The sequence below is a fragment of the Avibacterium endocarditidis genome (assembly GCF_002921145.1).
Classification (GTDB): Bacteria; Pseudomonadota; Gammaproteobacteria; order Enterobacterales; family Pasteurellaceae; genus Avibacterium; species Avibacterium endocarditidis.
The window spans coordinates 20,279-34,275 of the sequence record NZ_PQVI01000013.1 but is presented as its reverse complement, the minus strand read 5'-3'; the positions used below and the strand labels follow the sequence as shown (position 1 = coordinate 34,275).

Here is a 13,997-nt window from a genome sequence, read left to right as displayed (position 1 = left end):
CTTTTCGTTAAGAAAATTCTGTCGAAATGAGGAAAAGCAATTTGATCGGGGGACGCTTTTTTTTTGCTTACTTTCTTTTGCGGAAACAAAAGAAAGTAAGTCGCTCAACGAGCGAAACCCGTTATAGCAACAAAGAAAAAGTCAATTAGCCAAATGGCTAAAACCCAAATAAAAATTAAATGCCACAAACAAAGAGATCACAACAATGAAAATCATCATTCTAGGCGCTGGCCAAGTTGGCACGACCCTTGCGGAAAATTTAGTGAGTGAGGATAACGACATCACCCTTGTGGATAACCAAGCGGATCGCCTGCTTGCTTTGCAAGATAAGCACGATTTGCGGGTGGTGAATGGCGTGGCATCTTCACCGAAAGTGTTGCGTGAGGCTGGTGCAGCGGATGCGGATTTAGTGGTGGCGGTAACCAATTCAGACGAAACCAATATGATCGCTTGCCAAGTGGCTTATACCTTATTTAACACGCCAACTAAGATCGCGCGTATTCGTAGTGCGGATTATTTGCGTGAGAAAAATAAACTTTTTCAGCCTGATGTGATCCCCATTGATCATATTATTTCGCCAGAAAAATTGGTTACCGATGAAATCGTTCGCTTGATTGATTACCCTGGGGCGTTGCAGGTTTCGCATTTTGCCAATGGGCGAATTAGTATTGTGGTGGTGAAAGCTTATTATGGTGGCCCTTTGGTGGGCTATGCGTTATCGGCGCTTAAAGAGCATCTGCCCCATATTGATTGCCGTGTGGTGTCAATTTTGCGTCAGGATAAGGTGATTCGTCCGCAAGGTTCAACCATTATTGAAGCAGGCGATGAAGTAACGTTCATTTGCGATACGATTCATATTAAAGCCATTATGAGCGAATTACAGCGCTTGGAAAAACCTTATAAACGCATAATGATTATTGGTGGCGGAAATATTGGTAGCGGCGTGGCAAAACGTTTGGAAGAGCAATGTTCAGTAAAATTGATTGAACGTAATCCTGAACGTGCCACTGCGTTGGCAGAGCGTTTATCAAAGACGTTAGTTTTTTGCGGTGATGCTTCTGATCAATCCTTGTTATTTGAAGAACATATTGAAAATATTGATGTTTTTCTTTCGCTTACCAGTGATGATGAAGCGAACATTATGTCTGCCTTGCTCGCTAAACGCTTAGGGGCGAAAAAGGCGATGGTGCTGATCCAGCGAATGGCATATATCAATTTATTGCAAGGGGGAACGCTGGATATTGTGGTTTCACCACAGCAGGCGACCATTTCTGCCTTGCTTGGGCATATTCGTAAAGGTGATGTGGGGAGCGTGGTGTCTTTACGTCACGGTATCGCCGAAGCTTTAGAAATTGTGGTACACGGTGAAGCGGAATCTTCTAATGTGATTGGGCGACAAGTGTCTGACATCAAGTTACCTGCGGGGGCAATTATTGGCGCAGTGTTGCGTGGCGATGATGTGATGATTGCACGAAAAAGTTTAGTGATTGAAGAAGATGATCGCATTGTGGTGTATGTGAGTGATAAAAAATATATTCCAGATGTAGAAAAATTATTCCAGCCGAGTGCATTTTTTATCTAAAAATGAAAAAATGCTGTACTTATCCTTTTTAGTACATATAATAGCCGCCGCTGATTAATCCTTTCAGCCTTTTATTTAGGAGTATTTTATGAGTTTTATGAAAGAGTTCCGCGAATTTGCAATGCGCGGTAATGTCGTGGATATGGCTGTCGGTGTGGTTATCGGCGGTGCATTTGGTAAAATCGTAAGTTCATTTGTTGCTGATGTGATTATGCCTGTTTTAGGTTTACTCACAGGCGGCGTAGATTTCAAAGATTTACACGTTGTATTGAAAGAAGCGGTAGGTGATGTGCCAGCAGTGACTTTAAACTACGGTGTATTCGTACAAAATATCGTTGACTTCGTGATTATTGCGTTCGCAATTTTCTTAGTCGTTAAAGGTATGAATAAAATGAAGAAACCAGCAGAAGAGCCAGAAGCAGCACCTGCTGAGCCTTCAAATGAAGAAAAATTATTAACTGAAATCCGTGATTTATTAAAAAAATAATTCGCTGATTAGAAAAAATCTTCCTCATAAGTAGGAAGATTTTTTTTATCCTAAATTTGAATAACGTAGTAAAATAATGCTCAATATTCACTTATTTCTAAAAGGAGAACAACAATGGACGCTATTCCAACAGTAGAAGAATCTCAAGCTACAACGCGTGAAATTATTCGTGACCTGCTTAATGATGGCAGTGATCCTGCTGCGCTTTATATTATTGAGCATCATATTTCGCATTATGATTTTGATAAATTGGAAAAAATTGCCGTTGATGTGTTTAAGGCAGGTTATGAAGTGTCTGACGCAGAAGAATGGCAAGATGAAGATGGCAAAACCTTATTTTCTTTTGATGCCATTAGCGAAATTGAATTAAAGGCAGAATTAATTGATGCTCAACAGAAAGAATTATTCCCATTGATTGCTAAATTTAACGGCATTTATGATGGCTGGGGAACCTATTTTGAAGATCCTAATGCACAAGAAGATGAATATGGAGAAGACGGCGAGTTTTTTGATGACGAAGAATAAAACTCAGCAAAATTTGTAAAAATCCCACCGCACTTTATTTTTACCAAAATATCAGTGCGGTGCTTTTTTATGGATTTTTTATTTTCGGAACTATTCGCCTTTTTACCTGTCGATATGGCAACAAATCAATTAATTTATAAGGATTTTTATGCGCTTAAAACAACTGACTTTTGCCTTAATGGCATTACCACTTTCTGCCTTGGCAACCCCCTGTGAGCAACAATAATGTGATTAATTTTGATGTGGAGGTTGAAAAAGAAATTGCCCACGATCTATTGCAAGCAACATTATTTATCCAAGCAGAAAATAAAGATCTTGCGTTAGCTAATAAGGAAATTAACGGCAAAATAAATCGTGCTTTTGAGATTTTAAAAGCCTATCCTGATGACGTGGAATTGCGTGATAATTCCCGCAGCACACGCGTGCGTTATAATGGCGAGGGAAAACAAAATGGCTGGATCGCTCGTGGGCAGTTAATGCTACAAAGTAAAAATAATGAGGCGTTATCAAAAGCCATCAGTGAGCTGAATGGTCTTTTAGCGATTGAATATGTGAACTCTCAAGTGTCTTCTGACGCAATTAATCGCATTGAAGATGAAATGATGCAACAAGCGCTGACACAATTAAACCGCAAAGCCACATTAATTCAACAATCGCTTGGGGCGAAAGGCTATAAAATTGTGGAATTGAATATCCGCACGCCAATGGAAAGCGGACGCTTTGTGGCTCGCCCTTATGCAATGGCGAAAATGGCAAGTTCAATGTCAAATGATGAAGTGCAATTAGGCAATGGCAAAGCTAACGTAAGAGCAAGCATTGAGGCGAAAATTCAGCTTGTTCAGGAATAATGACAGCCTGCCCCATTTCCTATACAATGGGGCAATTTTACAAGCCAACGAGGTTATAAATGAAAGTTGCAAAAAATGTTGTGGTGAGCATTGCTTACCAAGTTCGCACCGAAGACGGTGTATTAGTTGATGAAGCCCCAGTAAATCAGCCGTTAGAATATTTACAAGGGCATAATAATTTAGTGATTGGCTTAGAAAAAGCCTTAGAGGGAAAATCCGTTGGTGATAAATTTGAAGTTCGTGTAAAACCAGAAGAAGGTTATGGCGAATACAATGAAAATTTAGTGCAACGTGTGCCAAAAGATGTGTTTGTTGGCGTTGACGAGCTTGTAGCTGGAATGCGTTTTATCGCAGATACAGATGTTGGCCCATTACCTGTGGTGATCACGGAAGTGGGTGAAAATGATGTGGTAGTGGACGGCAACCATATGCTTGCAGGTCAAGAATTACTTTTTGATGTGGAAGTGGTGGCAACTCGCGAAGCAACTTTAGAAGAAATCGCACACGGTCATATCCACCAAGAGGGCGGTTGCTGTGGCGGACACGGTGATAGCGATGAAGAAGGACACGGCTGTGGTTGCGGCGGTCATCATCACCATCATCATGACCACGATCACCACCATCACGACGGCGAAGGCTGCTGCGGAAACGGTGGTTGTAAACACTAATTAAATTCTCGTCAAAAAACAACCGCACTTATCCACACCGCATTTAGTCGAAGATTAAATGGGTGTGGATTTTTTGTGATACACATCAAGAAATTCACCTTTTTATTGTAAATCTCGTGCCTTTTTTGTTATTCCTACGCATAATGTTCCTTGTAATCACTTAACCCTAACAGGTTATTTTTCGCATTCACAAGGAGGCAAGAATGAAAAATATGCTTTTAATGAGCGGTTCCAAATACCAAAATACGGGTTATCTCGTGCATTGTATGCCGTGGCTGAAAAGCTTTCTTTCTGCATACAAAGGAAAAACTATTGGATTTGTGCCTTATGCAGGTGTGAGCCGTAGTTATGATGAGTATGAAACGCTGGTGCAACAAGCCTTGACAGAGCTAGAAATGGACGTGGTTTCTGTCCATCGTGGCAAGCGTCATTTAGATATTATTGAGCAAGCTGATGTGATCGCCATTGGCGGCGGCAACACGTTCTGCCTGCTCAATGGGCTGTATGAACACCATTTATTAGATGCCATTCGCCAAAAAATACAACAAGGCACACCTTATTTCGGTTGGAGCGCAGGAGCAAATGTGGCAGGCAAAACCATTATGACCACCAATGATATGCCAATTCTTTATCCGCCTTCTTTTGATGCTTTAAATCTTTTCCCACATCAACTTAATCCACACTTTATTTCTGGCAAAATTGCAGGGCATAACGGTGAAAGCCGTGAAGAACGCTTGGCGGAATTTTTGATTGTCAATCCTGAATCCCACGTTTACGCCTTGCCTGAAGGCACGGCATTACAGATTCAAGGCAATCAAGCCAAAGTGCTGGACATTAGCGAAGCACAGCAAAGTGCGGTGCTAAAATTCAGCAAAAATGGCCAATGTGAACGCTATGCAAGCGGTGTTACCTTTGATTACTAAGGAGAAGAAAAATGCTTGAACTTAAATCTTTTGTAGCGATTTTGGGCGTTATCGCTGCGGTTTATTTACTGGTAAAAAAATATGAAACGCGCACCGTATTAATTGGCTTCGGGTTGATGATGTCCTTACTCACCCTAAACCCAATGGGCGCGCTGGACGCTTTTGCAAAATCAATGACCAGCGGCGGCTTGATTATGGCGATCTGTTCTAGTATGGGTTTTGCTTATGTAATGAAATACACAAAATGCGACTCTCATCTGGTGCATTTAATGACGAAACCGCTTTCAGGACTCAGATTTTTCTTAATCCCTTTTGCCACGATCATCACCTTCTTTATTAATATTGCGATCCCTTCTGCTGCTGGTTGTGCCGCTGCAGTTGGCGCAACCTTAATCCCCGTGCTAAAAAGTGCTGGCGTACGCCCTGCCACTGCGGGGGCTGCGATTTTGGCAGGAACGTTCGGCTCAATGATGAGTCCAGGTTCTTCTCATTCTGCAATGATCGCGGAAATGTCCAACTTAACCATCACGCAAGTGAACCTATCTCACGCGCCTTACACAATGATCGCAGGGGCGATTGCGGCAGTTTCACTAACCTTGGTTGCATTAATGTTGAAAGATTACGGTGAAGAACACCGCCAAGCCTATTTAGCTGAAGCGAAAGAAGCAGAACAATCTTTCCAAAAATCGAACCTCCTTTTTGCCATTGCGCCTTTATTGCCGTTGGTGATTTTGGTGATCGGCGGTACGTCTTTACAAGAAATCCCAGCGCTGGCGTGGACAAAAATGGGCGTACCACAAGCAATGTTAATTGGTGCAATTTACGCCATCATTGTAACCCGTGTTTCTCCAGCGAAAATTACCGAAGAATTCTTTAACGGAATGGGCAGTGCTTATGCAAACGTGCTAGGTATCATTATTTCCGCCAGCGTTTTTGTGGCAGGATTAAAATCCACCGGTGCCATTGACAGCGCCATTGAGTTCCTTAAACATTCCAACGAATTCGTCCGCTGGGGTGCAACCATTGGGCCATTCTTAATGGGCTTGCTCACTGGTTCTGGCGATGCGGCAGCCATTGCTTTCAACACGGCGGTAACACCACACGCGGTAGAATTAGGCTATACCCACTTAAATCTTGGTATGGCAGCGGCTATCGCAGGTGCTATCGGACGCACCGCTTCTCCTATTGCTGGCGTAACCATTGTATGCGCTGGTCTAGCAATGGTTAGCCCAGTGGAAATTGTCAAACGTACTGGCTTAGGAATGGTGCTTGCGGTGTTATTCTTAGCATTATTTATGCTTTAACTAAGCAGGCATAACAAATAAAAGTGCGGTGAAAAAATTCAACAAATTTTTACCGCACTTGCTTGTTTTCCCGTTTTTGTTGAAAAACTAATGGCTTTTTCGTTATAAAGTGCGGTGCTTTTTTCCGCGAAATTTCCCCGCACTTATCGCCTTTTGCATACGAATTTTGTACAATGCACCGTTTTGAGTGATTATTGAGATTATTGTATGAGTTCAGCGCCAAATATTGGTTTTATTAGCTTAGGTTGTCCTAAGAATTTAGTGGATTCAGAGCGTATTTTAACGGAGTTGCGTTCTGACGGATATAACATTATTCCGAGTTATGAAAATGCCGATTTAGTGATCGTTAATACCTGCGGATTTATTGACAGCGCAGTGCAAGAGTCGCTAGAAGCGATCGGCGAAGCATTGGAAGAAAACGGCAAGGTGATTGTAACGGGCTGTCTGGGAGCGAAAGAAGATCGCATTCGTGAAGTTCACCCAAAAGTGTTGGAAGTGACTGGCCCTCATAGCTATGAAGCGGTGATGGAACAGGTGCATAAATATGTGCCAAAGCCTGCCCATAATCCTTATATCAGCCTTGTGCCAGCGCAAGGGGTGAAGCTCACGCCAAAACATTATGCTTATTTGAAAATTTCTGAAGGCTGCGATCATCGTTGTACGTTCTGCATTATTCCTTCAATGCGTGGGGATTTAGATAGCCGTCCAATTACGCAAGTGTTAGATGAAGCCAAACGCCTTGCCGATGCTGGTGTGAAAGAGTTGCTTATCGTGTCGCAAGATACCTCTGCTTATTCTTTAGATCAAAGCAAAGAAAACCAAAACAAGACGGTTTTCTGGAATGGTAAGCCGATTAAAAACACGCTCATCAGCTTGTGCGAACAGTTGGCCACCTTAGGCATTTGGGTGCGTTTGCATTATGTTTATCCTTATCCGCACGTGGATAATTTGATTCCATTAATGGCGGAGGGCAAAATTTTGCCGTACTTGGATATTCCATTACAACACGCCAGCCCGAAAATTCTCAAAGCGATGAAACGCCCTGGTTCAATCGATCGCACCCTTGAACGAATTAAAAAATGGCGTGAAATTTGCCCTGAATTAACCTTGCGTTCGACTTTTATCGTAGGTTTTCCGGGGGAAACGGAAGAAGATTTCCAACAACTATTAGATTTCTTGCAAGAAGCACAATTAGATCGCGTTGGCTGTTTTAAATTTAGCCCGGTAGAAGGTGCAGTCGCTACAGATATGCCAGATCAAGTGCCAGAAGAGGTAAAAGAAGAACGCTTCCACCGCTTTATGCAAGTGCAACAGGCCATTTCAGCACAGCGTTTACAGCAAAAAATCGGCAAAACGCTACCTGTGATTGTGGACGAAATTGACGAAGAGGTCATTATCGGACGCTCAATGGCAGACGCACCAGAAATTGATGGTGTGGTTTATGTGGATAACCTGTCAAACCAAGCGGTCAGCGTGGGACAAGTGATTAACGTTACCATCACGCAAGCGGATGAATATGATTTATGGGGAACGTGCTAATGACAGTGAAGGTGCTTTTTGTCTGCTTGGGGAACATCTGCCGTTCCCCAATGGCAGAATATCTTTTCCGCGAAAAAGTGAAACAAGCAGGCTTATCGAATAAATTATCAGCGACAGCGCTGGCACATCAGGCTGGCACGATGGCGAGGATATGCACTGCGGTACAGCAGAAACCCTTGAATTACATCATATTGATAATAAAGGCTTTACTAGCCGAAAAGTGCGGTCAAAAGATTGGCAAGATTTTGATTATCTGATTGCAATGGACAACCAAAATTTAGCGGATTTGGAAAAATTATTTGGGCATCACCCAGACAAATTATTTCAAATCACCCAGCTTTGTCCAAATCTTGGTATCGATCATATCCCTGATCCTTGGTACACCAAAAACTTCACGCAAACCTATGAATTATTGGATCAATGTTGCGATGCGCTGTTAGAACATATCCGTAAAGAAAAACATTGCTAAAAACCACCGCACTTTTTATAAAAAAGCTGATAGTTTATGGCTATCAGCTTTTATTTTTACTATAACTCCCTTATCGTACTATTTCTCTTCAACAATATTAAAGCAAAGGTTGCGATTAATAGCACAAATGCGGCGCCAATATAAAGGTTCTGTTTTTCCCACCCTTTGTCTAATAAAACGCCTGCGATCATTGGGGCGAGGATTGCGCCGATGCGTCCAATGCCGATTGACCAGCCAACTCCTGTACCTCGTATATCACTAGCGTAGATGCTTGGGTTTAGGGTGTAAAGCCCGCTGATACAGCCGTTAATTAATGCGCCTACGATGACACCTAGTACCATTGCAAGCCATAAAACAGTCGAAGAAAGAATAAAAGCAATGACGGAAATTGCTGCAATGATCGTAAATAAAATTAAGACGTTACGCGCAGACCAGTAGCTTGCTAATAAACCATAGAACAATGCCCCACAAGTGCCCCCTAAAGAAATCATCATACCAATGGTGACACTTTGTTCTGTGGTCATTCCAGCTTCTTTTAATAAGGCTGGCGTCCAAGAGCTAATGAAATAGAAACTAAACATTATCGCGAAGAAGGCCAACCAAATGGCTAAAGTCGAGCGACGATATTGTTGATTAAATAGTTGGGTAATAGGGGCAGCTTTCGCTTTGTGTTGCTTGATTTCTGGCAAAGAAAATGAGGAAATGCCGATTTTTTGCAGAATTTTGTTTAATCGAGCTTGAGCATTCTTTGGTTGTTTATTGATTAAATAATCAATGGATTCAGGTAGCCATAATACTAAGCAAATTAAGCATAATCCCGTTAAAATTGCGCCTGCAAGGAAAACGGAGCGCCAACCATATTCAGCTTGTAAGGCAACAGCAAAAAGCCCCCCTAAAATCGCGCCAATACCAAATCCTGCAGCATAAATACTGATAGCAAGGCTACGCCATTTTTTTGAGGAATATTCACTGGTTAGCACATTTGTACCAACTAAAATACCGCCAACGCCTAAACCAGTTACAACACGCCAAATGCCGAGAGAATAGGAGTCTGCAGCGAAAAATGAACCTAACATTCCCGCAGCAGAAAGCGATACGCTGATTAATAATAATGGACGACGCCCAATTTTGTCCGCAAGGGGCGCAAGAAAGAGTGAACCGGCGGTCATTCCGAATAATCCCGCACTAAGCAACGAGCCTAACTCCGCGCCACTTAAATCAAATTCGTTACGGATACCTGTGGCAGTAAAGGCGAGTGCAAGTACATCAAAACCGTCTAACAGGTTCATTATGGTTGCCATAACGACAACCGCCCATTGGTAAGGGCTCATTGGCTGTTGGTCGATGATTTGTCGTATATTCATTGTGTTTCCTTATTATGTGTTGATGAATAAATCCTTTTATTGCTTTGTGAGTTGCTGAAGCTTACGCAAAATGACATTCAGCGCCACGCCATAGGCAGGAACGAACAGCACGATGCCAACAAAAAGTTTGAAAAGGTAATCCACAAAGCCAAGTTCAAACCAATGTTCTGCCATAAAAGGATCACTGCTTGCGTAAAATGCAACGGAGAAGAATAAGAAGGTATCGGCCATTGAGCCAAAAATCATTGAGCTACTCGGTGCAATCCACCAAGTTTTGAGTTGGCGTAAGCGGTTAAAGACTAATACATCTAACAGTTGCCCAAAAACGTAGGCAACAAAACTGGCAATCGCAATGCGGAAGACAAATAAGTTGAAGTCAAATAAGGCTTCAATGCCTTGATATTGCGTATCTAAAAAAAGTGTGGAAATCACATAACTGATGATCAATGCAGGGAACATCACAACGAAGATAATCCACCTCGCTTCTTTCGCACCAAAAATTCGCACGGTTAAATCCGTGGCAAGAAAAATAAACGGGAAAGTGAGTGTTCCCCAGGTGCTGTGGAATGAGAAATCTTCTAGCCCGAACAGATGGAGCGGCAATCGGATTTCAAAGGGAATTTGGACTAAATAGTTACTAGCGGTAATAATAAAAATGTGGAAAAAACTTAAAAGAATTAATGCGTTGCGTTTTTGTTGATGATTAAAGATCGGAGAAGTTACTTTCATCTTTTATACCTTTTTGTTGAAAACATTGGGGTGAGGGAACCCAAATTAATGGAAAAATTTAATATATCTGCGAACAGCCACTTACTTGATATAAGAGCTGTACAGAGGAAAGCAGATAATACGTATTTTTGTTGATATTTCAAGGAATATATCTGTTTATTTCACGGAAATAAGTAGAAAAAGTTATCTAATATAAAGTGCGGTGGTTTTTTATAAATTTTTGAGGAAAGGGTGAAAACAAAACTAGCTTTCACTGAGTTTGCCGTTATTCACGCTAAAAGTGCGGTGTTTTTTGGTTGCATTTCTTTGAGTTGATTGTGGGTGATGGCACTGACAAAGACTTGCGAGCCACTTTGTTGTAAGCGTTCGGCAAGTAAGGCGCGTTTCGTTTTATCTAATTCAGAGGCGAAATCGTCAATTAAGAAAATGCAATGGCGATCTTTTTGTTGGGTTAAGTGTTCCCCCTGAGCCAAGCGCAAGGCGCACATTAGTAGTTTTAGTTGTCCGCGCGAAAGCACATCTTCTACGGGCAAACCGTTGGCTTTAAAGCGAAAATCGGCTTTTTGTGGGCCAGATACGGTGTAGCCAATGGCACGATCACGCTCAAAATTTTGCTGTAATAACTCGGCGTAATCGCTATTTTTGTCCCAACCTTGGTGGAAGCTCACGCTAATTTCTAATTCAGGCAGAAACAGTTGGCAAGTGCGCTCAATTTCAGGGCGGAGGGCTTCGGCATAATCAGCACGCCATTGGCTCACTTGGTTAGCAAGATTGACTAGCTCTTTATCCCAAATATGAATATGTTCGTAGCGAAAGGCTTGTTGCAAAGCGGCGTTGCGTTGCTTTAATAAGCGGTTAAGCTGGCTCCACACAGGGTGGAATTGACTGTGATGGTGAAACAATCCCCAATCTAGAAAAGCGCGGCGGTAGCTTGGGCCGCCGTTAAGCAAGGTGAGTCCTTCTGGGGTGATGATTTGCATTGGCAATAAATGGGCAAGATCAGCGATTTTTTTCGCTTCTTCACCGTTAATTTTAACCTGTGTATTACCTTGACGATGTTTTTGCAAACCCACTGACCATTGATGCTGTTGTTCTTGAATTTTGCCGTACAGGGTGAAGTGGGGCTGCTCGTAAGAAATGATGCGATTTGCCACCGCACTTTTAAAAGAGCGGCCGTGAGCAAGATAGAAAATTGCTTCAAGCAAGCTGGTTTTGCCACTGCCATTATTGCCCACTAAAAAGTTAAAGCCGTGGTCAAATTCCAGATCCACGGCGGTTAAATTGCGAAAGTTTTCAACAGTTAAGCGTGAAATTGCCATAAATTATAAACGCATCGGCATAATCACATATTCTGCGCTGTTGTCGTCCACATCTTCAATTAAACAGCTTGATGAGGCATCTGTTAAGCGCATACGCACTTGCTTACATTTGAGTGCATTGAGCACATCGAGCAAATAGCTCACGTTAAAGCCGACTTCCATTTCTTCACCGCTGTAATTGATGTCAATGATTTCTTCCGCTTGCTCTTGTTCAGTATTGGTGGCGGTGATCGTGAGCTGGTTTTCAGCAAGCTGTAAGCGCACGGTTCGGACTTTGTCGTTAGATAAAATAGCTGCACGGGCAAAAGCTTGTTTTAGGCTTTCCCATTCACCAGTCATAATACGCTGGGCGTTGCGTGGCAACACACGGCGATAATCAGGGAAGCGTCCATCAATGAGTTTCGAGGTGAAAATAATGTGTCCTAAATCAATACGTAAATTATTTGTGCCGATCTGCACGCGAGCAGGTTGATCATTACTTTCTAATAAGCGAGCGAGTTCTAAAACGCCTTTGCGTGGCACAATGACAGAATGAAGCTGTAGATCTTGCTCTAACGGAATGGTGCAAACGGCAAGGCGATGTCCGTCCGTTGCAACAGTTCGGAGCAAATTGCCTTCTGTTTCAAATTTCATTCCATTTAAGAAATAGCGTGCATCTTGATTTGCCATAGAAAATTGCGTGGCATCAATTAAGCGGCGTAAGGTGGCTTGTGTGGTAGTGAAATCGACTTCTGCTTGCCAATCCGCCAAGTTTGGATATTCGTCCGCAGGCAAGGTGGCAAGGTTAAATTTACTGCGTCCACAAAGCACCAGCGCACGCTCTTCTTCAAAACTCACGGTAATATCCGAACCATCAGGAAAACTGCGACAAATATCAAGAAATTTTTTGGCAGGGATTGTGAAATTACCATTTTGCTCTGCGCTGTTTAGTTGTGCTTGAGTGGAAAGTTCTACTTCTAAATCAGTCCCTGTAATGGTTAAAGATTGCCCTTCAATGTGTAGTAACACATTGTTTAACACAGGGATATTAGGGCGACTGCTCAACACGCCACACACTTGTTGTAAGGGTTTTAACAGATTTTCTCTTGATACAGTAAATTGCATGTTTTCGTCCTTAAACTGATAAGGTTCGGATTAAATTAGACCAGTCTTCTTGAATGCTTGGGTCTTGTTGTTTGAGTTTATCCACACTGCGACAAGCGTGCAATACGGTAGTATGATCGCGATCGCCAAAGCTGCTGCCAATTTCAGGGAAGCTGCGGTTGGTGAGTTCGCGCGACAATGCCATAGCAATTTGGCGTGGGCGAGCCACGGATCGGGCGCGGCTTTTCGATTTAAGATCCGCCACTTTGATTCGGTAATATTCCGCCACCACTTTTTGGATATTTTCCACCGTTACTAATTTTTCTTGCAACGCTAGCATATCTTTGAGGGTTTCGCGTACAAAGTCAATAGTAATCGGCTTGCCGGTAAATTCTGCATTCGCGTGAACACGGTTGAGCGCACCTTCTAATTCACGCACGTTGGTGCGTAATTTCTCACCGATAAATAGCGCCACTTCTTCTGGTAAACGCATATTTTTTTCTTCCGCTTTCTCTTCAATAAAATGGCGACACGAGTTTCAAGCTCTGGCGGCTCAATGGCAACACTTAATCCCCAGCCAAAACGGGATTTTAAGCGATCTTCGATCTTTTCGATCTCTTTTGGATAGCGGTCTGAGGTTAAGATAATTTGCCGACTGCTTTCAAATAAGGAATTGAAAATATGGAAAAATTCTTCTTGTGTACCATCTTTACCGGCGAAGAATTGAATATCATCGATCAGCAAAGCATCTAAAGTGCGGTAGAATTTTTTGAAGTTTTCCATTTTGTCTTCTTGCAAGGCGCGGACATACTCTTGCATAAAGCGTTCGGCGTGAATATAGATCACGCGCGCTTCAGGCTTGGTAGTTAAAATCCCATTGCCTACAGCGTGTAATAAGTGGGTTTTACCAAGCCCTGTGCCACCATAAAGAAATAGCGGATTGGCGCTTTGTTCCCCAGGGTTAATCGCCACTTTTTGCGCCACGGCTCGGGCCAGTTGGTTGGATTTCCCCTCTACAAAGTTTTCAAAATGTGCTTGGTATTTAAGTTAGAACGATAGCTGGTTTTTTGCTCGCTTGGCTGCGCTGGTGCATTATTCTGAGCGACAGCAGGTGGCGGTGTGGTTTTACGCATTGCAGGTTTTGAACCTTCTTGCAC

At 42.6% G+C, this 13,997-nt stretch carries 11 protein-coding genes and 3 pseudogenes; 9 read left to right on the top strand and 5 right to left on the bottom strand.

What is annotated here, in order from left to right; genetic code table 11:
* The first annotated feature begins 205 nt into the window (after positions 1-205).
* The 9 genes and pseudogenes from trkA to C3Z13_RS01630 all read left to right on the top strand — a co-directional run bounded on the left by trkA (position 206) and on the right by C3Z13_RS01630 (position 8,345).
* Entirely contained in the window at positions 206-1,582 is a 1,377-nt protein-coding gene (trkA, locus tag C3Z13_RS01670; protein WP_103854805.1) for a Trk system potassium transporter TrkA, read from the top strand.
* 88 nt (positions 1,583-1,670) lie between these two features.
* Positions 1,671-2,069 (top strand): large-conductance mechanosensitive channel protein MscL, encoded by a 399-nt coding sequence (gene mscL / locus C3Z13_RS01665; RefSeq protein WP_103853861.1) that lies wholly within the window; start codon positions 1,671-1,673, stop codon positions 2,067-2,069.
* A gap of 114 nt (positions 2,070-2,183) precedes the next feature.
* Positions 2,184-2,594, top strand: coding sequence for a ribonuclease E inhibitor RraB (gene rraB / locus C3Z13_RS01660; RefSeq protein ID WP_103853860.1), 411 nt, complete (start codon positions 2,184-2,186; stop codon positions 2,592-2,594).
* A 212-nt stretch (positions 2,595-2,806) separates the two neighbouring features.
* Positions 2,807-3,442, top strand: a complete 636-nt coding sequence (locus C3Z13_RS01655) for an SIMPL domain-containing protein (RefSeq protein WP_181021992.1) — start codon at positions 2,807-2,809, stop codon at positions 3,440-3,442.
* A gap of 59 nt (positions 3,443-3,501) precedes the next feature.
* Entirely contained in the window at positions 3,502-4,110 is a 609-nt protein-coding gene (gene slyD / locus C3Z13_RS01650) for a peptidylprolyl isomerase (protein ID WP_103853858.1), read from the top strand.
* Between the two features lie 203 nt (positions 4,111-4,313).
* Positions 4,314-5,033, top strand: a complete 720-nt coding sequence (gene pepE, locus C3Z13_RS01645) for a dipeptidase PepE (RefSeq protein WP_103854803.1) — start codon at positions 4,314-4,316, stop codon at positions 5,031-5,033.
* An 11-nt stretch (positions 5,034-5,044) separates the two neighbouring features.
* Complete coding sequence (gene dcuC / locus C3Z13_RS01640) at positions 5,045-6,337, top strand: C4-dicarboxylate transporter DcuC (RefSeq protein ID WP_103854802.1); 1,293 nt, start codon at positions 5,045-5,047, stop codon at positions 6,335-6,337.
* A gap of 207 nt (positions 6,338-6,544) precedes the next feature.
* On the top strand, positions 6,545-7,876 hold the full coding sequence (gene rimO, locus C3Z13_RS01635; RefSeq protein WP_103854801.1) for a 30S ribosomal protein S12 methylthiotransferase RimO: 1,332 nt from the start codon (positions 6,545-6,547) through the stop codon (positions 7,874-7,876).
* Positions 7,861-8,345 (top strand): annotated as a pseudogene (locus C3Z13_RS01630) (low molecular weight protein-tyrosine-phosphatase). The gene rimO and the pseudogene C3Z13_RS01630 overlap by 16 nt, the downstream one beginning before the upstream one ends.
* A 59-nt stretch (positions 8,346-8,404) precedes the next feature.
* Here the strand turns inward: C3Z13_RS01630 and C3Z13_RS01625 are convergent.
* The 5 genes and pseudogenes from C3Z13_RS01625 to dnaA all read right to left on the bottom strand — a co-directional run.
* The gene (locus C3Z13_RS01625; protein ID WP_103854800.1) at positions 8,405-9,709 is read right to left on the bottom strand and encodes an MFS transporter; all 1,305 of its coding nucleotides are present in this window, start codon (positions 9,707-9,709) and stop codon (positions 8,405-8,407) included.
* A gap of 36 nt (positions 9,710-9,745) precedes the next feature.
* Positions 9,746-10,438 carry a 7-cyano-7-deazaguanine/7-aminomethyl-7-deazaguanine transporter gene (locus C3Z13_RS01620; RefSeq protein WP_103854799.1) on the bottom strand — a complete coding sequence of 231 codons (693 nt, stop codon included), beginning with the start codon at positions 10,436-10,438 and terminating at the stop codon, positions 9,746-9,748.
* 243 nt (positions 10,439-10,681) lie between these two features.
* Positions 10,682-11,757: pseudogene (gene recF, locus C3Z13_RS01615) on the bottom strand (DNA replication/repair protein RecF).
* 3 nt (positions 11,758-11,760) lie between these two features.
* Positions 11,761-12,861 carry a DNA polymerase III subunit beta gene (dnaN, locus tag C3Z13_RS01610; protein ID WP_103854798.1) on the bottom strand — a complete coding sequence of 367 codons (1,101 nt, stop codon included), beginning with the start codon at positions 12,859-12,861 and terminating at the stop codon, positions 11,761-11,763.
* Between the two features lie 10 nt (positions 12,862-12,871).
* A pseudogene (gene dnaA, locus C3Z13_RS01605) lies at positions 12,872-13,892 on the bottom strand (chromosomal replication initiator protein DnaA); the annotation flags it as partial.
* Between the last annotated feature and the right edge of the window lie 105 nt (positions 13,893-13,997).